Source organism: Streptomyces sp. NBC_00193, assembly GCF_026342735.1.
In the GTDB taxonomy this organism is placed as follows: domain Bacteria; phylum Actinomycetota; class Actinomycetes; order Streptomycetales; family Streptomycetaceae; genus Streptomyces; species Streptomyces stoeckheimensis.
On record NZ_JAPEMM010000001.1, the window covers coordinates 2,339,208 to 2,360,063 of the forward strand.

Here is a 20,856-nt window from a genome sequence, read left to right on the forward strand (position 1 = left end):
GGCCCGCCCCGCGGACCCCTCGAACGGGTGAGGCCGTCAACCGGAGTCGCAGGAGCAGAGGCAGGAGCAGAGGCAGCGCGCGTCAGCCCGCGCGCAGCGACATCGTCATCGCCTCGACGGCGAGCAGCGGGGCGACGTTGCGGTCCAGCGCCTGCCGGCACGCGATGATCGCCTCGATCCGCCGCAGGGTGCGCTCCGGGCCCGACTCCCGGGCGATCCGGTCCAGGTCCTGCCGTATCTCCTCGTTCGCGATGGCCAGCGCAGAGCCGAGCTGGAGGGCCAGCACGTCCCGGTAGAAGCCGGTGAGGTCGGTCAGGGCCAGGTCGAGGCTGTCGCGCTGCGTACGCGTGCGCCGGCGCTTCTGCCGGTCCTCCAGCTCCTTCATCACGCCCGCCGTACCGCGCGGCATGCGTCCGCCCGTACCCGCTCCGGCGCCGAGCGCGGCCCGCAGCTCCTCGGTCTCCTTGGTGTCGACCTCTTCCGCGACCTGCTTGGCGTCCTCCGCGGCGGCGTCCACCAGCTCCTGCGCCGCCTTCAGGCAGTCGCCGACGTCGGCCACGCGCATCGGCATCCGCAGGACGGTGGCGCGCCGCGTGCGGGCCGCCTCGTCGGTGGCGAGCCGGCGGGCCCGGTCGATGTGCCCCTGGGTCGCGCGGGCGGCCGCCTGCGCCACGGCCGGTTCGATGCCGTCGCGCCGCACGAGCACCTCGGCGACGGCGGACACCGGCGGGGTGCGCAGCGAAAGGTGCCGGCAGCGGGAGCGGATGGTGGGCAGCACGTCCTCCAGCGAGGGCGCACACAGCAGCCACACGGTCCGCGGAGCAGGTTCCTCCACGCCCTTGAGCAGCACGTTTCCGGCGCCTTCCGTCAGCCGGTCGGCGTCCTCCAGGACGATGACCTGCCACCGTCCGACAGCCGGGGACAACTGCGCCCGGCGCACCAGCGACCGGGTGTCCTTCACGCCGATGGACAGCTGATCGGTGCGGACGATCTCCACATCGGCGTGCGTACCGATCACGGTGGTGTGGCAGCCGTCGCAGAACCCGCAGCCCGGCTCGCCGCCGAGGGCGCGGTCCGGGCTGGTGCACTGGAGCGCGGCCGCGAAGGCGCGGGCGGCGGTGGCCCGCCCCGAGCCGGGAGGGCCGGTGAACAGCCAGGCGTGCGTCATCTTGGAGCCGGGCGGCGGCGGGTTCCCCGACTCGATGGCGGTGACGAGGGCGTCGGCGTCTACTGCGGCGGCGGCCAGCTGGGTCTGGACCCGCTCCTGTCCCACCAGGTCGTCCCATACGGGCATCCCGCCCACCGCCTTTCCCTCGCGTACCGTCCGTGCCGTCTGCTCACCCAGTGTGGCGGCTCCCACTGACAATCCCGGTCAGCCGGTCCCCACGACGACCGCAGCCGTCGACGCCGCCGCTCCCCGTCACCGCCGCGGTCAGCGGCGGCGCGGCCCCCGGCCCTGGTCGTCCTCGTCGTCCCGGCGCGGTCCCAGCAGCTCGTCCGCCAGCGTCGGCAGATCGTCCAGCGGAGTCTCCTCCGCCCAGTCCGAGCGGGGCCGGCGCGGCCGGCCGTCCTCGGTGACGTCGGTGAGCAGCGGCAGCTCACGGGTCGCGTCGTTGCCCGAGTCGCGGAAGATGCCCGGCGGGACCCGGTCGGCCGGGTTCTCCTCGGGGCGCTGGGCCGTCGGCCGCGACGCGGAGTACGAGGCCCTGGGCGCTGCCGGCCGCGTCGGCGCAGCCTCTCCCGTGCCCGTGGGGCGTACGGGCGGCAGGACCGCCGTCTCGTCGGCCGGACCCGTCGCGCGGACGGGCGGCAGCACGGCCGTCTCGTCCGCCGGACCCGCCGCCGGATCGGCCTTCGGCACCGGGACCGTCTGGGTGACGTCGTCCGGCTGCACGACCCGCTTGACGAACGGAGTCTCGATCGTGACGGCCTCGTCGTGGTGCGTTTCCTTGCGCAGGTCGGCCTTGGGAGCAGACCCTGCGGCAGCAGGAGGGGCCGCCGCGGGAGCCGCCGGGGCAGCGGGCGCAACCGCCGGCACGGACGCCGAAGCAGCCGCCACCGAGGCGGCCGCAGCCGCGGCGGCAGCGGACTTCGCCGCCGCCTCCGCCGCCGAGGCCTCGGCCAGCCGCCGCGCCTCCTCGGCCTTCAGCAGGGCCTCCTCGGCCCGCCGCTGCTTCTCCAGCCGGCGCTCCTCGGCCTCGGCGTGCAGCCGGGCCTCCTCCTCCGCCTGCTTGCGCAGCCGCTCCTGCTCCACCGCGCGGGCCTTCTCCTCGGCCTCCAGGCGCAGCCGCTCAGCCTCGGCCCTCTGGCGGGCCTCCTCCTCGGCGCGCAGCCGGGCTTCCTCCGCCTTGCGGGCGGCCTCGGCCTCGGCCGCGATCCGGGCCTCCTCGGCCTCGCGGGCCTTGCGGGCCTCTTCCTCGGCGCGCAGCCGGGCTTCCTCCGCCTTGCGCGCGGCCTCTTCCTCGGCCTTGCGCTTGGCCTCCTCGATGGCGAGCCGGCGGGCCTCCGCCTGCGCGGCCACCTCGGCCTCCGACAGCGGGAGCATCCGGTCCAGCCGGTGGCGCACGACGGTGCTCACCGACTCCGGGTCCTGGCCCGCGTCGACCACCAGGTAGCGACCGGGGTCGGCCGCGGCCAGGGTCAGGAACCCGGCCCGCACCCGCTGGTGGAACTCCGCCGGCTCCGACTCCAACCGGTCCGGCGCCTCCGTGAACCGCTCCCGGGCCGTCTCCGGCGACACGTCGAGCAGCACGGTCAGATTCGGTACGAGCCCGTCCGTGGCCCAGCGCGAGATGCGGGCGATCTCGGTCGGGGACAGGTCCCGGCCGGCGCCCTGGTAGGCCACCGAGGAGTCGACGTAGCGGTCGGTGATGACCACCGCGCCGCGCTCCAGGGCGGGCCGGACGACGGTGTCCACGTGCTCGGCGCGGTCGGCCGCGTACAGCAGGGCCTCGGCGCGGTTCGACAGGCCGGCGGAGGACACGTCGAGCAGGATCGAACGCAGCCGCTTGCCGACCGGGGTGGCCCCGGGCTCGCGCGTGACGACGACCTCGTGGCCCTTCGCCCGTATCCAGTCGGCCATGGCCTGCACCTGGGTGGACTTACCGGCGCCGTCGCCGCCCTCCAGGGCGATGAAGAACCCGGCGTCGGAGGCGGCCTGGACCGGCTCCCCGCCGCGCAGCGCCTCGCGCAGGTCGCGGCGCAGCGGTACGCCGCTGCGGTCGTCGGCCTTGGCCAGGACGATGACGGCGACCGGCAGCAGCAGGGCGCCGACCAGCATCAGCGTGAAGGCCGCGCCGCCGTGGGCGAAGACGACCTCGCCGGCGGCCAGCCGGTGCGGTCCGATCAGGGCGGCCAGCAGCGGTGCGGCCACGGCTCCGACGGCCACGGCGACCCGGACGACGGCCTGCAGGTGCTCGGTGACCCGGGCCCGGCGGAACTCCTCGGTCTCCTGGTCGAGCAGCGTGTGCCCGGTGTTCGCGGCGACGCCCGCGGCGGTGCCGGCGAGCAGCGAGAGGAACACCACCGTCGAGGTGTCCGGCACCAGCCCGGTCAGCAGCAGCGCCAGCCCGGCCACCCCGACGGCCAGCGCCAGCAGGCGGCGCCGGGACAGGGAGGGGAGCACCTTGCCGGCCTGGGTGGCACGGATGCCGAGGGCGGTGCCGCCGAGCAGGGCCAGTACGAACAGCGAGAACGCGGCAGCTCCGCCCCCCAGGTCGGTGGTGTGCAGGACGGCCACGGCGGCGGCCGAGGCGACGGCTCCGGCGACGGCGGCGCAGACGAGGACGAACAGCGGGATGGACCCGGTCCGCCCCTTCTCCGGCCGGTCCCCCGCCTTGGGGGCGCGCAGGCCCTCCAGCGGGGAGCGCGGACGCGGGGTCTTCGTCGCGGGCAGCACCAGCGGGAGCAGCAGCGACACGGAGGCCGCGAAGAGACCGGAGGCCACGTACGAGCCGAGGGCGGCCTGGTTCTCGGCGAACCAGCCGATGCCGAGGCCGAGGGCCTTGCCGATCAGCGTCGAGGCGAGCAGTGCGGCCGCGGCGACCGGCAGGGCGGCGAAGGCGGTGCGCAGGTTCAGCCGGCGCAGTGCGTCGAGGTGGTCGGGCAGCGGCCGTACGGTCGCCCCCTCCGGCGGCGGCGAAGGCAGCAGGCCGGGCGCGGCGCTGTCCTTGGCCAGCCCCCACATCCGCTCGGCAGCGCCGGAGACGAAGACGGTGGCGAGCAGCGCGGTCAGCGCGTGCGGGCCGATCCAGTCGAGCCACAGCGGGGCGACGACGAAGAGGCCGAGCCGGAGCCCGTCGGCGCCGATCATCGTCCAGCGGCGGTCCAGCTTGCCGCCGGGGGCGGTCAGCTTGGCCAGGGGCCCGAGGAGGACCGCGCCGAAGAGGACGGTGGACACCACGCGGACGCCGAACACGGCGGCCACGGCGAGGGCCCAGCCGGTGTAACCACCGCCGAAGGGCTCCTGGTCCACGGCCGCCTGGAAGACCAGCAGCACCAGGACCAGCAGGGCGAGGGCATCGCCGATGCCGCTCACCAACTGCGCGCTCCACAGACGGCGCAGCCCGGGGGTGCGCAGCAGGGCGCGCACCGCACGCTCGCGGGAGTCCGCGGCGAGGGCTTCGTCGTAGGTGGGGGCGGTGTCGGCGGTGGCGGTCACGACCGTTGGCTGCTCGGCTCGCGTCATCCGCCCAGCCTATCCGCTGCGCTGGGCGGGTGCGGAGGGCTGTGGACAAGGTCGGAGTGTGACCCCGGACCCACCGTCCGGACCCGCCTTCCGGGGCGCGGCCCCGGGCCCGTGTCGCCGCTGCGCGGGGCCGTCCCCTACCCGCCCTTCCACCGTTCCCCGAGGCTCCGCCCCGGACCCCGGTCCTCAAACGCCGGACGGCTGGAAAGCACAAAGCGGGGCCCGCGCGCAGTGCGCGGGCCCCGCTTCTGCGACTACTCGTCCGCCGAAGCGGCCGCCGCCGTCTTCTTCGCGACCGTCTTCTTGGCCGTCGTCTTCTTCGCCGCCGTCGCCTTCTTGGCCGTCGTCGTCTTCTTGGCGGCAGCGGTCTTCGTCGCCGTCGCCTTCTTCGCCGGGGCCTTCTTCGCGGGAGCCTTCTTGGCCGTCTTCTTCACCGGACCCTTGGCGCGCTTCTCCGCGAGCAGCTCGTAGCCCCGCTCCGGCGTGATCGTCTCGACGTCGTCGTCCCGCCGCAGCGTCGCGTTCGTCTCGCCGTCCGTCACGTACGGGCCGAACCGGCCGTCCTTGACGACCACCGGCTTCTCGCTGACCGGGTCCGTCCCCAGCTCCTTCAGCGGCGGCTTCGCGGCCGCGCGCCCCCGCTGCTTCGGCTGCGCGTAGATCGCGAGCGCCTGCTCCAGGGTGATGGCGAACAGCTGGTCCTCGGTCTCCAGCGACCGCGAGTCCGTGCCCTTCTTCAGGTACGGGCCGTAGCGGCCGTTCTGCGCGGTGATCTCCGCGCCCTCCGCGTCCACGCCGACGACCCGGGGAAGGGACATCAGACGCAGGGCGTCCTCGAGCGTGACCGTGTCCAGGCTCATCGACTGGAACAGCGAGGCCGTCCGCGGCTTGACCGCGTTCTTGCCCGTCTTCGGAGTGCCCTCGGGCAGGATCTCCGTCACGTACGGCCCGTAGCGACCGTCCTTCGCGACGATTTCGTTCCCGCTGATCGGGTCCTTGCCCAGCTCGAACTCGCCGCTCGGCTTCGCGAAGAGCTCCTCCGCGTACTCGACCGTCAGCTCGTCGGGGGCCAGCTCCTCCGGGACGTCCGCCCGCTGGTGGCCCTCGGCGTCCTTCTCACCGCGCTCCACGTACGGCCCGTAGCGGCCGACCCGCAGCACGATGCCCTCGCCGACGGGGAAGGAGGAGATCTCCCGGGCGTCGATCGCGCCCAGGTCGGTCACCAGCTCCTTCAGGCCGCCGAGCGCGTCACCGTCGGCCGGCACGACCTCGGTGGCGTCCTCCGCGCCGAAGTAGAAGCGCTTGAGCCACGGCACGGACTGCGCCTCGCCCCGCGCGATGCGGTCGAGGTCGTCCTCCATCTTGGCGGTGAAGTCGTAGTCGACGAGCCGTCCGAAGTGCGTCTCCAGCAGGTTGACCACGGCGAACGACAGGAAGGACGGCACGAGCGCCGTGCCCTTCTTGAAGACGTACCCGCGGTCCAGGATCGTGCCGATGATCGACGCGTACGTCGACGGGCGGCCGATCTCCCGCTCTTCCAGCTCCTTGACCAGCGAGGCCTCGGTGTAGCGGGCCGGCGGCTTGGTCGAGTGGCCGTCGACCGTGATCTCCTCGGCCGACAGCGCGTCGCCCTCGGCGACCTGCGGGAGACGCTTCTCACGGTCGTCGAGCTCGGCGTTCGGGTCGTCCGCGCCCTCGACGTAGGCCTTCATGAACCCGTGGAAGGTGATCGTCTTGCCGGAGGCCGAGAACTCGGCGTCACGGCCGTCGGCCGACCGGCCGCCGATCTTCACGGTCACCGAGTTGCCGACCGCGTCCTTCATCTGGGAGGCGACGGTGCGCTTCCAGATGAGCTCGTACAGGCGGAACTGGTCGCCGGTCAGACCGGTCTCGGCCGGGGTGCGGAAACGATCACCCGAAGGACGGATCGCCTCGTGCGCCTCCTGCGCGTTCTTGACCTTGCCTGCGTAGACGCGCGGCTTCTCCGGCAGGTACTCGGCCCCGTAGAGCTGCGTGACCTGCGCACGCGCCGCCGACACCGCGGTGTCGGAGAGCGTCGTGGAGTCGGTACGCATATAGGTGATGAAGCCGTTCTCGTACAGCTTCTGCGCCACCTGCATCGTCGCCTTCGCACCGAAGCCGAGCTTGCGCGAGGCCTCCTGCTGGAGCGTCGTCGTACGGAACGGGGCGTACGGGGAGCGGCGGTACGGCTTGGACTCGACGGACCTGACGGCGAACGAGGTCTCCGCCAGCGCGGCGGCCAGCGCCCGCGCGTTCGTCTCGTCGAGGTGCAGCACCTCGCTCTTGAGCTGCCCGGTCGAACCGAAGTCGCGGCCCTGCGCGACGCGCTTGCCGTCCACCGTGTTCAGGCGGGCGACCAGCGTGGAGGGGTCGGAGGCGTCACCGGCGCGGCCGGTGGCGAAGGTGCCGGTCAGGTCCCAGTACTCGGCCGAGCGGAAGGCGATGCGCTCGCGCTCCTTCTCGACCACCATGCGGGTGGCCACCGACTGGACGCGGCCCGCCGACAGCTTCGGCATGACCTTCTTCCACAGGACCGGCGAGACCTCGTAGCCGTAGAGGCGGTCGAGGATGCGGCGGGTCTCCTGGGCGTCGACCATGCGCTGGTTGAGCTCGCGCGGGTTGGCGACGGCGTCGCGGATCGCGTCCTTGGTGATCTCGTGGAAGACCATCCGGTGGACGGGGACCTTGGGCTTGAGGACTTCCTGCAGGTGCCACGCGATGGCTTCGCCCTCGCGGTCCTCATCGGTGGCGAGGAAGAGTTCGTCGGACTCGGCCAGCAGCTCCTTGAGCTTCCTGACCTGGGCCTTCTTATCGGCGTTGACGACGTAGATCGGCGCGAAGTCGTGCTCGACGTCCACACCGAGACGGCGGACCTCACCGGTGTACTTGTCGGGAACCTCGGCCGCGCCACTCGGGAGGTCGCGGATGTGCCCGACGCTCGCCTCGACGACGTATCCCGGGCCGAGATAGCCCTTGATCGTCTTCGCCTTGGCAGGGGACTCGACGATGACGAGTCGGCGGCCGCCCTTTGCGGTCTCGCTAGTCGGGGACAACTTGGCTCTTCTCTCCGGTCGGCACTCGGTCGCAGTACGGCGACGCTGCGGAGTGTGACGGTACAACCCGCCCCCGTGTCAAACGGCAGAAGCCCGCAACGGCCACTCGAACGGTAACCCGACAAGTGCCATTTCTGCCGCCCGGATGCCGCGCCGGGCCCTGCGCACTCACCGGCCAGAGTGGCCGAAGGGCCGTCTGGCCCCGCCCCGGGACCCCGCTTCACGTCGTGCTTTACGATCCTGCGCGCATTCCGGACGAGCGGAGGAAACCCGGCGCGCCGCCGGACGTGGGCGACATCCGGCCGATTCCACGGCCGCGACTCCCGAGCCCCACCCCTGCCGGACCGCAGCACCCACCCCCACCAGGGGCGACACCGCCCCGGCCGCCGGGGCCGGACCACCGCGGAGCCTTCCGGCCCCGTGAGCTTCGCCTCAGGAAGGCGCCCCCGGCCTCACAGCCGCCCGAGGCACCAGACCCCGAGGGCCAGCGAGGCCCCGCCGGCGAGCAGGGCCAGTGGTACGGCCACGACGGGGCGCACGCCCTCGGCCACCGGCGCGCCGCGTGGGGCGCGCGCCCCCGTCCAGGCCAGCAGAGCGGCCCCGAACAGCAGGAACACGGCCGCCGCGAAGATCGTCGGACCGTGCTCCATGCCGTTCCCCACATCCCCCGGGCCGCTCTCGGGATCCCCCCGGATCCCGCTGACGGGAGGATTTCAGCCGGGGGGAGACTGCAGACGAACCTGGGGTTACATCCTGGCTCCGGCTGCGCGCCTTCCCGACTGCGCGGCGACCCGACCGCTCGGCCGCACGACCGCACGACCGCACGGCCGCGCCGTCGGCCCTACTCCCCGGCGGCTTCCGCGCCCGCTTCCGCTTCCGCCGCGGTCACCGGCTCCAGGAACCCCTGCTCCACCAGCATCCGGATCGCCTCGGGCGTCCGGTCCCGCAGGACCACCGGGTCCTCCTCCACCAGCTGGGCGATGGCGTCCAGAATCCGCCCCGCGCTCAGTGATCCGTCACACACCCCGGCGAAGCCGGCCCCGACCGTGTCGACCTTGGTGGCGCGCCGCATGCCGCGGTTCTGCCGGAGCACGACGTGTTCCGGATCCTCCGCGCCGGGCGCGCCGACCTGCTCCTGCACGACCTCCTCGGTCAGCCGGAAATAGCCCGCGAGCAGGGCCGCGTCATCGTGGTCGCGCAGGTAGTCCTGGCGCGCGAAGTGCGCCAGGACGGCTTCCCCGAGCGGCTGTTCCACCGAGTGCGGCCACTCCTCGACCACGATCGACGGCTCGGCCGCGTCGCTGCGCCGCAGCGTGATCCAGCCGAAGCCGACCGACTTGGTCTTGCGGGCTTCGAACTCGTCCAGCCAGTCCTCGTACCGCTGTTCGTACTCGGCGGGGTCGGTGCGGTGATCGCCCGCGTCGCGCAGCCACAGCTCCGCGTACTGCGTCACGTCCTGCACGTCGCGCTGCACGATCCAGGCGTCGCAGCCGCGCGGCACCCAGGCCCGTACCCGGTCGTGCCAGTCCTCGCCCTCCACGTGCTGCCAGTTGCCCAGGAACTGCGCGAATCCGCCCGGGTTGAGCCGGGCTCCGGCCTCCTGGACCAGGGTCCGGCACAGGTCGTCGCCGCCCATCCCGCCGTCCCGGTACGTCAGCCGGGCTCCGGGGGAGATCACGAAGGGCGGATTCGACACGATCAGGTCGTACGTGGCCGCGCCGACCGGCTCGAACAGCGACCCGGCGAGCAGTTCCGCCTCGGGGGCCCCCGACAGCGCCAGCGTCAACCGGGTGAACTCCAGGGCCCGCGGGTTGACATCGGTAGCCGTGACCCGGGTCGCGTGCTGGGCGGCGTGCAGCGCCTGGATCCCGGATCCGGTGCCGACGTCGAGCGCCGAGCCGACCGGGGTGCGGATGGTGATCCCGGCCAGCGTCGTGGAGGCGCCGCCGACACCGAGCACCACGCCCTCCTCGCGGCTGCCGATCCCGCCGGCCCCGCCGACGGCGCAGCCGAGGTCGGAGACGATGAACCAGTCCTCGCCGTCCGGACCGCCGTACGGGCGCACGTCCACGGTGGCGTGCACCTCGTCGCCCTCGCGCCGCAGCCAGCCGTCGGCCAGCGCCGCATCGACGGGCAGGGCCTGCGCGGCGTGCACGTACGGCACCGGCTGCCGCAGCAGGAACAGCCGGGTCAGGCTCGCGAGCGGCCCGTCGCCGCGGCTCCGCGTGGCGCGCAGGGCGGGGACGGTCTCGCTGCGGGCCAGCGCGGCGTACGCCGGGGCACCGAGCAGGTCGAGCAGGCCGTCGGCGGTGAAGCCCGCGGCGAGCAACGCGGCGCGGAGCTCGGCCGCGCGGGCCGACGAGGGGAGGCGGGCGGGCAGACCGGGGGGAAGGCTGGTGGTACTCACCCGCCCATTGTGGCCGCTGCCGCCGCCATTGCCCGCGCCACACGGCCTTCGGCGCGGGCACCCGTCGCCTTCGGGAGCTCCCGCCCGGGGGCCGCACCCCGGAACGGGCCCCGACCGGGCGCAGCTCCGTACGGCCCGACCCGTCCCCGGACATGCGCCGGGGCGGCCGGGGTCCCGAAGGATCCCGGCCGCCCCGGTGGGTGCGGCGCCGCCGCAAGGCGGCGGCCCGCGCTGGAACTTCCAGAGGTCCTGGAACCTCTCGAACTCCTAGGACTTCGCCGGCGACGGAGTCGTCACCTGGCAGCCCTTCTGGCTGTTCATCGCCTTGTCCAGCCCGCCCGCCTTGAGCTGGTCGAGGGCTTCCTTGCCGCCCTTGGTCGCTTCCTCCAGGCCGCCCGCCACCTCCTTGAGGCCCTCGGCGAACTTGCCCTGGTCCTTGGCGTCGAGGGCGTCCATCTTCGTCTTCAGAGCGGTGTAGCCCGCCGACGTCGACTCGAAGCCCATGACCGCTGCGGCCTGGGTCTTCTCCCCGTCCTTGACGGGCGGAACTCCCGCACCCGTGAGGGCCGTACCCATCGCCTTGTACGACTCGGACATGGTCCCGAAGGCCGCCGAGTCGGTCGCCTGGACCTCCTCGGGCTTGCTGCTCTCGGTCGCCACCCGCTTGATGTCGGCGTTCGCCTGCTCGATCTTCTTGAGCTCGGGCTGCCAGCTGTCGCAGACCTTCTTGGCCCAGGCGTCGGTCTTCTTGTCGCCGTCGTCCCCGCCGCAGCCGGACAGGACGAGCATCAGCACCGCAGCGCCCGATACCGCGGCCGCAAGCTTCTTGTTCACCGGATTGGTCCCTTCGAAGGCTCTCGGCCCGGAAGATACACGCCCACCATCCGGGAAACGCAAAGGCGGACGGACGGCGCGTCAGTCCGCGCCCCCCGTCCGCCATTCGGGCGTACGGTCGAGTCGGGCCGTGTCAGGCCCACTAGAGCCGGTTCAGGCCCGCGAGAGCCGGTTCAGGCCCACGAGAGCCGGGTCAGGCCCGTGACAGTCGTCTCAGGAAGAGACCGCCGCCGCCGGGTCGCCCTGCTGGCCCACCCGTTCCGCGGTCGCGCCCTCGCCCGCCCCGTCGTCGCCCACGGAGATGCCGCGGCGCTTGGAGACGTACACCGCGCCGACGATGACGCCGATCGCGAGGACCGCGACGATCGCCCGTACGGTCGGGCTGGCGTCCGCGCCGTAGCTGAACTGCACGATCGCGGGGGCGATCAGCAGCGCCACCAGGTTCATGACCTTGAGCAGTGGGTTGATGGCGGGACCGGCGGTGTCCTTGAACGGGTCGCCGACGGTGTCGCCGATGACGACCGCCTCGTGGGCCGCACTGCCCTTGCCGCCGTGGTGCCCGTCCTCGACGAGCTTCTTCGCGTTGTCCCACGCGCCACCGGAGTTGGCGAGGAAGACCGCCATCAGGGTGCCGGTGCCGATCGCGCCGGCGAGGAAGGAACCGAGCGCTCCGACGCCGAGCGTGAACCCGACGGCGATCGGGGTGAGGACGGCGAGCAGCCCCGGCGTGGCGAGTTCGCGCAGCGCGTCCTTGGTGCAGATGTCCACGACGCGCCCGTACTCGGGCTTCTCGGTGTAGTCCATGATCCCGGGGTGCTCCCGGAACTGGCGGCGCACCTCGTAGACCACCGCGCCGGCCGAACGGGACACCGCGTTGATGGCGAGGCCCGAGAACAGGAACACGACGGCAGCGCCCAGGATCAGCCCGACCAGGTTGTTGGGCTGGGCGATGTCCAGGCTGAGGTTCATCTCCCCGGCCGTCTTGACGCCGACTTCCTTCACCGCACCCGCGATGGCGTCGTTGTACGAGCCGAAGAGCGCGGCCGCGGCGAGCACGGCGGTGGCGATGGCGATGCCCTTGGTGATGGCCTTGGTGGTGTTGCCCACCGCGTCCAGGTCGGTCAGCACCTGCGCGCCGGCGCCCTCGACGTCCCCGGACATCTCCGCGATGCCCTGGGCGTTGTCGGAGACCGGGCCGAAGGTGTCCATGGCGACGATGACGCCGACGGTGGTGAGCAGGCCGGTGCCGGCCAGCGCCACGGCGAAGAGCGCCAGCATGATCGAGGTGCCGCCGAGCAGGAACGCCCCGTACACGCCGAGGCCGATGAGCAGCGCCGTGTAGACGGCGGACTCCAGGCCGACCGAGATGCCGGCGAGCACGACCGTGGCGGCGCCCGTCAGGGAGGACTTGCCGATGTCCCGGACGGGACGGCGGTTGGTCTCGGTGAAGTAGCCGGTGAGCTGCTGGATCAGGGCCGCGAGCACGATGCCGATGGCGACGGCGACCAGCGCCAGGATCCGCGGGTCGCCGGAGTGCCCGGAGATCGCGGCGTCGTCGACGCCGACGAGCTCCTTGTACGTGCCCGGCAGGTACGCGTAGACGGCGATCCCGACGAGGACCAGCGAGATGGCGGCGGAGATGAAGAAGCCGCGGTTGATGGCGGTCATTCCGCTGCGGTCGCTGCGCCGCGGGGAGACCGCGAAGATGCCGATCATCGCGGTGACCACCCCGATGGCGGGGACGATCAGCGGGAAGGCCAGGCCCAGGTCACCGAAGGCGGCCTTGCCGAGGATGAGGGCCGCCACGAGGGTGACGGCGTACGACTCGAAGAGGTCGGCGGCCATTCCCGCGCAGTCTCCGACGTTGTCGCCCACATTGTCGGCGATGGTCGCGGCATTGCGCGGGTCGTCCTCCGGAATGCCCTGCTCGACCTTGCCGACCAGGTCGGCGCCGACGTCGGCGGCCTTGGTGAAGATGCCGCCTCCGACACGCATGAACATCGCGATGAGCGCGGCGCCGAGGCCGAAGCCCTCCAGGACCTTGGGCGCATCGGCGGCGTAGACGAGCACGACGCAGGACGCGCCGAGCAGGCCGAGGCCGACGGTGAACATGCCCACCACGCCGCCGGTGCGGAACGCGATCCGCATGGCCTTGTGGGACACCTCGGTCAGGTCCTTGGCGGGCTCGCCCTCTCTGGGGGTGGCCTCGCGCGCGGCGGCGGCGACGCGGACGTTGGCACGGACCGCGAGGCGCATGCCGATGTAGCCGGTGGCGGCCGAGAAGATGGCGCCGACGAGGAAGAAGGCGGAACGTCCCGCCCGCTGCGTCCAGTCGTCGGCGGGGAGCAGGAACAGCAGGAAGAACACGACGACGGCGAAGACGCCGAGCGTGCGGAGCTGCCGGCCGAGGTAGGCGTTGGCGCCTTCCTGGACGGCGGCGGCGATCTCCTTCATGGAGTCGGTTCCCTCGTCGGCGGCGAGGACCTGGCGGACCAGGATCTGCGCGACGACGAGCGCGGCGATGGCCACGGCCGCAATGACGATCACGATGAGCCGATTGTCATCCGTGAGTACTGCGGATGCCAGGTCTGTGGTGCGACCCGGCGCGATAGGGGTGAAGAGCCCCGTCATTCGTCCTCCTTGACGTGATGAGCTCAAGATGTGGACGGATTGTAGGGAGCGGAACCAGATCAAAACAGTACGCAGGAAACGGAATTGGCCCGCACTTGCTCCTCACCAATAGATCTGGTCACTCCATTACCCTCGAAAGTGGTAACGGGGCAAAAGCATTGACGCTTGATCAGCGATCGGGAAATCCGCCGGAGAACGATCACGGAATTGATCTACTGGCACACAAAAGGCCCTGCTCGGCAGGGCCTTGAATAAGATCGGAAGATACGTCGGCACGCGCGGCGGAACGTCATCGGCGCCCGCACCAAGGCGCCTGAGACGCCTTCCTGACACCCGCCCGGTCCCCCGTCGCCAGACGACCGGACGCCGAGAACCGCCCGCCACAGAGCCCGCCCGGGACCCGAAACAGACGGGGAAGCACCAAACCCACGGGACGGGACGAGAACCCGCCGAGCCCCACGAGAACCCGCCGCCCCCACGGGAACCCGCGGCCCCCAGGGGACCCCGCCGCCCCCACCACGGGAACCCGCCGTCCCAGGAGACCCCACCGGGGACACGAGGGCCGGGGCAGCACGAAAACCCCCCGGGCGGCACGGGGCCACCTGGCGGGCACGTAGGGGTCGGGCAGCGAGCCGCGGCCTGCGGCGAGCGGGCAGCGAGACGTGACCGGCGGCGGTCGAGCCGCGGCCGACCGGGCAACCGCCGGCTACGGCAGTTCGGAGGTCCCCGACACGGGCCAGCTCATCCGGATGGTCCCGCCGTTTTCCCCGCTGATGACGTCGACGTCGTCGACCAGACCGCTGATCACGGCAAGGCCCATCTCGTCCTCGCCCTCGATGTCGGGGTCCAGGACGGCGTCCATCCCGGGCACGGCGGCAGCCGAACCGCCGGCCGGTCCGGGCACTTCGTCGCTGACCTCGATGGAGAACACCTTCTCCTCCTCGGTCAGCACCACCCGGACGGGCGCGGTCAGCCCGTTGGTGCGATGCAGTCCGACGGCACGCGAACAGGCCTCGCCCACGGCGAGGCGGACCTCGTCGAGGACGGCTTCCTCCACACCGGCCCGCCGCGCCACGGCGGCCGCGACCAGGCGGGCCGTCCGGACGTGTTCGGGCTGGGCGCTGAAGCGCAGTTCAACGGTGGCCATGCGCGTCCCCCTCGGACTACGGGCGTGCCTTACAGGGGCCCGGACCGCTTGTGGCCCGGTACCCCCCGCTCCATTATCGGCCGTTTCGCCGCCGAGCGCCGTCAGTCGGTGGCGTTGACGGCGTCTTCCACCGAGTTGTGGATCGGAAACACCTTGGTCAGACCGGTGATTCGGAAGATCTTCAGGATGCGCTCCTGGTTGCACACCAGACGCAGCGAGCCCTCGTGCGCGCGGACGCGCTTGAGGCCTCCCACGAGCACACCAAGTCCGGTGGAGTCGAGGAAGTCCACTCGCTCCATGTCGACAACCAGGTGGTAGCTGCCGTCGTTCACCAACTCGACCAACTGCTCGCGCAGCTTGGGCGCGGTATACACATCAATCTCGCCACCGACCTCCACGACCGTACGGTCGCCGACAGTGCGAGTCGACAGGGACAGGTCCACGGATCCTCCAGCACCTTGCTATCGAGCGGCGCCCCCCAGGGGCCTCCCCACCCGGAGGTGGGAGAGGGATTGGCTGCCGCGATGGCATTCAATCACTTACCGGCAGGCGCGCACGACGCCTTCAGACCATTGTCCCGCACGCCGGTGACACACTCGGTTCCAATGGCCAACACTCACCGTCCCGGTCCGCCCACGGCACCCGAGGACGTCAGACCCACCCCCGGCACGGTCCTGGACCGGCTGTCACGGGGGCCTTCCCGGGCTGCGCGCATCACCCATACGGAGCACTTGCCCCCTCGGGAGGGTCGTCATGCGGTCTGGCCCGATCGCATCCGAACTGATGTCGTAGCCGCAATTCAGGCCGCCGGGATCGACCATCCGTGGGAACACCAGGCCGCGGCTGCCGAGCACGCCCTCGACGGGGAGTCCGTGGTCGTCGCCACGGGCACCGCCTCGGGCAAATCGCTGGCCTACCTCGCGCCCGTGCTCTCCGCCCTCGCCGACGGGGCCGAGGCGCCCAACGGCCGGGGCGCGACCGCCCTGTACCTGGCCCCGACCAAGGCCCTGGCCGCCGACCAGCGCCGCGCCGTACGGGAACTGGCCGGCCCGCTCGGAAACGCCGTCCGGCCCGCCGTCTACGACGGAGACACCCCGGTCGAGGAACGCGAGTGGGTGCGCCAGTACGCGAACTACGTCCTCACCAACCCCGACATGCTGCACCGCGGGATCCTCCCGGCCCACCCGCGCTGGTCCTCCTTCCTGCGGGCCCTGCGCTACGTGGTCATCGACGAGTGCCACACCTACCGGGGCGTCTTCGGCTCCCACGTCGCCCAGGTCCTGCGGCGGCTGCGCCGGCTGTGTGCCCGCTACGGCTCCGATCCCGTGTTCCTGCTGGCCTCCGCCACCGCGAGCGACCCGGCGACCGCCGCGTCCCGGCTGACGGGCCTGCCGGTGGTGGAGGTGTCCGACGACGCCTCCCCGCGCGGCGAGGTCGTCTTCGCCCTGTGGGAGCCGCCCCTGACCGACCTCAAGGGCGAGCGGGGCGCCCCCGTACGCCGTACGGCCACCGCCGAGACCGCGGACCTGCTGACCGACCTGGTCGTCCAGGGCGTCCGCACGGTCGCCTTCGTCCGCTCCCGGCGCGGCGCCGAGCTGATCGCGGTGATCGCCCAGGAGAAGCTCGCCGCCGTGGACCGCTCCCTGCCCCGGCGGGTCGCGGCCTACCGCGGCGGCTACCTGCCCGAGGAGCGCCGGGCCCTGGAACGGGCCCTGCACTCCGGTGACCTGCTCGGCCTGGCCGCGACGACCGCCCTGGAGCTGGGCGTGGACGTCTCCGGCCTGGACGCCGTCCTGATCACCGGCTACCCGGGCACCCGCGCCTCCCTGTGGCAGCAGGCCGGCCGGGCCGGGCGCTCGGGCCAGGGCGCGCTGGCCGTCCTGGTCGCCCGCGACGACCCGCTGGACACCTACCTGGTCCACCACCCCGAGGCCCTGTTCCAGCAGCCCGTGGAGGCCACGGTCCTGGACCCCGACAACCCGTACGTCCTGGCCCCGCACCTGTGCGCGGCCGCGGCCGAGCTACCCCTCACGGAGCCCGACCTCGACCTCTTCGGCCCGGCGGCACGCGACCTCCTCCCCCAGCTCGAAGCGGCGAAACTGCTGCGCCGCCGGGCCACGGCCTGGCACTGGACCCGCCGGGAACGGGCCTCGGACCTCACCGACATCCGGGGCGGCGGCGGACGCCCGGTCCAGATCGTCGAGGCCGCCACGGGCCGCCTGCTGGGCACGGTCGACGAAGAGGCTTCCCACACCGCCGTCCACGACGGGGCGGTCCACCTCCACCAGGGCCGCACGTACCTGGTGAAGCAGCTGGACCTGGAGGACTCGGTCGCGCTGGTCGAGGAGGCGAACCCGCCGTTCTCCACGACGGCCCGCGACACGACCGCCATCTCGGTCCTGGAGACCGAGACGGAGATCGCCTGGGGCCGGGGCCGGCTCTGCTTCGGGTCCGTGGAGGTCACCAACCAGGTGGTCTCCTACCTGCGCCGCAAACTGATCACCGGCGAGGTGCTCGGCGAAGCCAAACTGGACCTGCCGCCCCGCACCCTGCGCACCCGGGCCGTGTGGTGGACGGTCACCGAGGACCAGCTCGACGAGGCCCGGATCAACCCGGAGATCCTCGGCGGCGCCCTGCACGCCGCCGAGCACGCCTCCATCGGCCTGCTCCCGCTCTTCGCCACCTGCGACCGCTGGGACATCGGCGGGGTCTCCGTCCCGCTGCATCCCGACACCCTCCTCCCGACGGTCTTCGTCTACGACGGCCACCCGGGCGGTGCGGGCTTCGCCGAGCGCGCCTTCCACACGGCCCGCGCCTGGCTGACGGCGACCCGCGACGCGATCGCCGCCTGCGAGTGCGAGGCCGGCTGCCCTTCCTGCATCCAGTCCCCCAAGTGCGGCAACGGCAACGACCCGCTGCACAAGCGCGGCGCCGTCCGCCTCCTCACCCACCTCCTCTCGGAATCCCCACCCCCCACCCCACCGGCAACCCCCTGAGCCCTCCGGCCCCCGGGACCGGGACCCGGGCCGGCGGGGCAGGCGGGGCCGACAGGCGGAACTGAGGCTTCACGGCCTCACCAGCGATTGGCTGGATATCGCCCCTGGTGCCACCCAAACCGGGACAGCCGCCCGGGGAACCACTCCCGCACCCCCCAACCCCTCCCAGACGAGCCTCCAGGGCACCCTCAGCCCCTCCCGGACGGCGCGGGCACCCTCGGGGCCCCACCCAGACGGGGACGGGCCCCTCAGCCCCTCCCAGAAACGGGCGAGCCGTTCCCGGGACCCCTCCCCGGGGGAGGGCCCCTCATCGGGGCTCCCCGGGCAGCGGTGGGCCCGCGCGGGAGCGCAGCTCCGGTCGGAAGGGGCCCGTCGGGGTGCGGGCGGTGACCTCCGCGACCTCCCCCGTCACCACGCACCCGGTGATCTGCACGCCCTGCGCCACCGCCACCCGTACCGCCGTGGCGCAGGCGGCCTCCGGGCCGTGGGCCCAGCTCGCGGCCGCGGCGAGGGCGGCCAGGTCGGCGGCGGCCGCGGCACGGTGCCGGGAGACCACGGCCTGCCCGAGCAGGAGCACCCCGCCGAACACCGCCATCAGCACGGTCACCACCACGACCCCCCACACCGTGGCCGACCCCCGGTCCCGGTCCCGGGGCCGCAGGCGGCGGCGCTCCCCCAGGCGGCCCCCGCGGCCCCCGCGGCGGCTCACGGCGGCGGCCCGACGGTGTCCTCGGCCAGGGCGGCGGCCAGGGCGGTGAGGCGGACCGGCAGCGCGGCCGGGCCCGGGGCCGGAGCCGAGACGCGGACCCGCCACAGGTCGCCCGTCCGCGAGAGCTCCACCCGCGCCCCGGGCGGGGCCGCCGCCTCGGCCGCCGCCACCGCCGCGCCCGCCGGCTCCGACCGGGCCGCCGCCCGGGCACCGGCCCGAGCGGCGTCCACACACCGGATCTGCGCGGCGGCCGCCATCAGCGCCCACACCAGCAGCCCCGCGAACAGCACCAGCGCCGGAATCACCAGGGCCGCCTCCGCCGTCACGAATCCGCTGTCAGAACGGCGCATCGAGTGCCTTCCCGATGGTCGACTGAAGTGCCGTCGCAACCAGTTCACTCGTCACCACCTTGTACAGAACGGCCGCGAACGCACACGCCGCGATCGTGCCCATGGCGTATTCGGACGTGGACATCCCCGCGTCGCCTCCACGACCCTTCAGTCGCGCGCGTCCCACCAGTCCCGCCATTGCAACCCGCACGCGAATCCAGATGATCGACATGACAACCTCCCGTTGATTCAGCTTTTCGACGTGTTCTCAGATCTCGGATGTCGGATGGTCATTTCAGTCGGCCCATTCAGGGCGGCCATTCAGGCGGCCGTCCAGGTGGCCGTTCATCAGGTAGCCGTTCAGACGGATCTTCAGATGTCCCCCAAGTGGCCTTCAGCTGCCGGAGAGGAGGCCGGAGGCCATTCCGATCACCACCGGCGCCACTCCCAGCGCGAGGAAGGCGGGGAGGAAGCACAGGCCCACCGGCGCGGTGACTAGGACCGCCGCCCGCTGCGCCCGGGCCCCCGCCCGGCGCGCGCGGTCCGCCCGGAGCGTCGAGGCGAGCCGGGAGACCGGTTCCGCGGCGGGCGCCCCCGTACGCGCGGAGCGCTCCAGGCATTCGGCCAGGGCGCGGGCTCCCGGTATCTCCGCCAACCTCCCCCACGCGGCGCCCGGTTCGCCGCCGAGCCGCAGCTCCGCCCCGGCCGTCGCCAGCCTCTCGCCCACCGGACCGCCCAGCGACTCCCCCACCGCCTCGGCGGCGTCCACCGGCCCGGCTCCGGCTGCCAGGCAGGCGGCCAACAGGTCGGCGGCGAAGGGGAGCTGGCGCTCGGCCTCCGCGAGGTCCACCCCCGCGGCCGGCCGTCGCCGCGCGAGCCACCTGCGGACCGCGAAGCCCGCCGCGCAGCCGGCCGCCACGCCCGCGAGCCCGCCGATCAGCACCCAGGCCGCCGCCAGCGCTCCGGCCGGCCCGGCCCACACCGTCAGCGCCGCCCGCAGCCGGGGCCCGGGCAGCGGTCGCCTGCGCGCGGCCTCCACCGCGAGCAGCCGGGTGAGCCGGCGCCTGGCCGCCCGCGCCCTGATCCGTGCCGCCACCAGCGCCGCCGCGCACAGCGCCGCCGTCGCGAGGCACAGGGCCGTCCCCAGCCTGTGGATGGCGAAGCCGTCCATCACCGCTCCCCCACCCGTACGATCCGCCGGCACCACAGCAGCCCCAGCGCCTCCAGCACCGCGCCCGCCAGCAGGCAGCCCCATCCCACCGGCGTGTGCAGGAGCACGCGCAGCGGATCGGCGCCCAGCCCGGTACCGATCAGCAGGCCGACCAGCGGGAGCAGGGCCAGTACCGCTGTCGTCGATCTCGCTCCCGTGAGCTGGGCGCGCAGTGATTCCTCCCGGTCCCGCTCGGCCCGCAGGGCTCCCTCCAGCCGGTCCAGTCCGGCGGCCAGCCCGGCGCCGCCGTCCACCGAGACCCGCCAGCAGGCCGCCATCGCCGCCAGCCCCTCCGCGCCGGGCTCCCGTGCCGCCTGCCGCAGTGCCGCGGCAACGTCCCCGCCGAAGGCCGCGGCCGCCAGGACCCCGGTCTCCGCGGCTCCCGGCCCGCCGGGGCCCGACACCGTGCGGCGCATCGCCTCGCTCAGTGCCCGGCCCGGCTGCGCCCCGGCGCGCAGTTCGCCCACCACCGCGCCGCACAGGGCCACCACTTCGGCGGCCCGCGCCGTCCTGGCCCGCGCCCGCTGCCCGGCCCGCAGCCACCGGCGCACCAGCGGTACCGCCGCCGCCCCCGCGAGCAGCGGGATCACCGACCCGCCCAGCAGCGCGAGCACCAGCCCGGCCCCCAGGCAGGCCCACTCCCTGCTCTGCGCGGCCCGGACCCGGACTCCGGCCGCCAGCCGCTCCCACGGCGCCGGCCCCGCCGCTGCCGGCCGCCCCGGCCCGGCCAGCACCGCCCTGGCCCGCCGGGACACCCCGTCGGCCCCGGCCAGCGCCCAGGCCGCCGCTCCGGCGCACAGCACTCCGGCGAGCACCGGCAGCGGCGCCATCG

15 protein-coding genes are annotated in these 20,856 nt (G+C 73.4%); 1 reads left to right on the plus strand and 14 read right to left on the minus strand.

The window, feature by feature from the left end; translation table 11 throughout:
- Positions 1–82: 82 nt before the first annotated feature.
- From OG898_RS10150 to bldG, 9 genes are all read right to left on the minus strand, one after another.
- Complete coding sequence (locus tag OG898_RS10150; RefSeq protein WP_250745412.1) at positions 83–1,294, minus strand: DNA polymerase III subunit delta'; 1,212 nt, start codon at positions 1,292–1,294, stop codon at positions 83–85.
- A 138-nt stretch (positions 1,295–1,432) separates the two neighbouring features.
- Positions 1,433–4,687: a dTMP kinase gene (gene tmk / locus OG898_RS10155; RefSeq protein ID WP_266956287.1), complete on the minus strand. Its 3,255-nt coding sequence runs from the start codon at positions 4,685–4,687 to the stop codon at positions 1,433–1,435.
- Between the two features lie 254 nt (positions 4,688–4,941).
- Positions 4,942–7,761, minus strand: a complete 2,820-nt coding sequence (topA, locus tag OG898_RS10160) for a type I DNA topoisomerase (protein WP_250745408.1) — start codon at positions 7,759–7,761, stop codon at positions 4,942–4,944.
- A gap of 452 nt (positions 7,762–8,213) precedes the next feature.
- A complete protein-coding gene (locus tag OG898_RS10165) occupies positions 8,214–8,411 on the minus strand; it encodes a hypothetical protein (protein WP_250745405.1) in 198 nt (65 codons plus the stop codon).
- Positions 8,412–8,602: 191 nt separating this feature from the next.
- Entirely contained in the window at positions 8,603–10,168 is a 1,566-nt protein-coding gene (locus OG898_RS10170; RefSeq protein ID WP_250745403.1) for a methyltransferase, read from the minus strand.
- Positions 10,169–10,435: 267 nt separating this feature from the next.
- Positions 10,436–11,002: a small secreted protein gene (locus OG898_RS10175; RefSeq protein ID WP_266956291.1), complete on the minus strand. Its 567-nt coding sequence runs from the start codon at positions 11,000–11,002 to the stop codon at positions 10,436–10,438.
- A gap of 213 nt (positions 11,003–11,215) precedes the next feature.
- Positions 11,216–13,633, minus strand: coding sequence for a sodium-translocating pyrophosphatase (locus OG898_RS10180; RefSeq protein ID WP_266956293.1), 2,418 nt, complete (start codon positions 13,631–13,633; stop codon positions 11,216–11,218).
- 706 nt (positions 13,634–14,339) lie between these two features.
- The gene (locus tag OG898_RS10185) at positions 14,340–14,780 is read right to left on the minus strand and encodes an ATP-binding protein (protein ID WP_250745397.1); all 441 of its coding nucleotides are present in this window, start codon (positions 14,778–14,780) and stop codon (positions 14,340–14,342) included.
- 101 nt (positions 14,781–14,881) lie between these two features.
- The gene (gene bldG / locus OG898_RS10190; protein WP_243339893.1) at positions 14,882–15,223 is read right to left on the minus strand and encodes an anti-sigma factor antagonist BldG; all 342 of its coding nucleotides are present in this window, start codon (positions 15,221–15,223) and stop codon (positions 14,882–14,884) included.
- 81 nt (positions 15,224–15,304) lie between these two features.
- Here bldG and OG898_RS10195 point away from each other — a divergent pair, with 81 nt between their 5' ends.
- Entirely contained in the window at positions 15,305–17,776 is a 2,472-nt protein-coding gene (locus tag OG898_RS10195; RefSeq protein WP_266956296.1) for a DEAD/DEAH box helicase, read from the plus strand.
- A 307-nt stretch (positions 17,777–18,083) separates the two neighbouring features.
- Here OG898_RS10195 and OG898_RS10200 read toward each other — a convergent pair whose 3' ends face one another.
- The 5 genes from OG898_RS10200 to OG898_RS10220 all read right to left on the minus strand — a co-directional run bounded on the left by OG898_RS10200 (position 18,084) and on the right by OG898_RS10220 (position 20,854).
- On the minus strand, positions 18,084–18,455 hold the full coding sequence (locus tag OG898_RS10200) for an Rv3654c family TadE-like protein (protein ID WP_250745510.1): 372 nt from the start codon (positions 18,453–18,455) through the stop codon (positions 18,084–18,086).
- Between the two features lie 26 nt (positions 18,456–18,481).
- Positions 18,482–18,835 (minus strand): TadE family type IV pilus minor pilin, encoded by a 354-nt coding sequence (locus OG898_RS10205; RefSeq protein ID WP_250745387.1) that lies wholly within the window; start codon positions 18,833–18,835, stop codon positions 18,482–18,484.
- Positions 18,822–19,013, minus strand: a complete 192-nt coding sequence (locus tag OG898_RS10210; protein WP_250745508.1) for a DUF4244 domain-containing protein — start codon at positions 19,011–19,013, stop codon at positions 18,822–18,824. Before OG898_RS10210 ends, OG898_RS10205 begins: the two co-directional genes overlap by 14 nt.
- 195 nt (positions 19,014–19,208) lie before the next feature.
- Complete coding sequence (locus OG898_RS10215; protein ID WP_266956299.1) at positions 19,209–19,985, minus strand: type II secretion system F family protein; 777 nt, start codon at positions 19,983–19,985, stop codon at positions 19,209–19,211.
- Positions 19,985–20,854, minus strand: a complete 870-nt coding sequence (locus OG898_RS10220) for a type II secretion system F family protein (protein WP_250745506.1) — start codon at positions 20,852–20,854, stop codon at positions 19,985–19,987. The genes OG898_RS10215 and OG898_RS10220 overlap by 1 nt, the downstream gene beginning before the upstream one ends.
- Positions 20,855–20,856 lie beyond the last annotated feature (2 nt).

What these genes read in the sequence shown, in the direction of transcription:
- OG898_RS10185 (WP_250745397.1), bottom strand. Translation starts at nt 14,780, where the DNA reads ATGGCCACCGTTGAACTGCGCTTCAGCGCCCAGCCCGAACACGTCCGG.
- OG898_RS10205 (WP_250745387.1), bottom strand. Translation starts at nt 18,835, where the DNA reads ATGCGCCGTTCTGACAGCGGATTCGTGACGGCGGAGGCGGCCCTGGTG.
- OG898_RS10165 (WP_250745405.1), bottom strand. Translation starts at nt 8,411, where the DNA reads ATGGAGCACGGTCCGACGATCTTCGCGGCGGCCGTGTTCCTGCTGTTC.
- OG898_RS10180 (WP_266956293.1), bottom strand. Translation starts at nt 13,633, where the DNA reads ATGACGGGGCTCTTCACCCCTATCGCGCCGGGTCGCACCACAGACCTG.
- OG898_RS10220 (WP_250745506.1), bottom strand. Translation starts at nt 20,854, where the DNA reads ATGGCGCCGCTGCCGGTGCTCGCCGGAGTGCTGTGCGCCGGAGCGGCG.
- OG898_RS10210 (WP_250745508.1), bottom strand. Translation starts at nt 19,013, where the DNA reads ATGGCGGGACTGGTGGGACGCGCGCGACTGAAGGGTCGTGGAGGCGAC.
- tmk (WP_266956287.1), bottom strand. Translation starts at nt 4,687, where the DNA reads ATGACGCGAGCCGAGCAGCCAACGGTCGTGACCGCCACCGCCGACACC.
- OG898_RS10215 (WP_266956299.1), bottom strand. Translation starts at nt 19,985, where the DNA reads ATGGACGGCTTCGCCATCCACAGGCTGGGGACGGCCCTGTGCCTCGCG.
- OG898_RS10150 (WP_250745412.1), bottom strand. Translation starts at nt 1,294, where the DNA reads ATGCCCGTATGGGACGACCTGGTGGGACAGGAGCGGGTCCAGACCCAG.
- OG898_RS10195 (WP_266956296.1), top strand. Translation starts at nt 15,305, where the DNA reads ATGGCATTCAATCACTTACCGGCAGGCGCGCACGACGCCTTCAGACCA.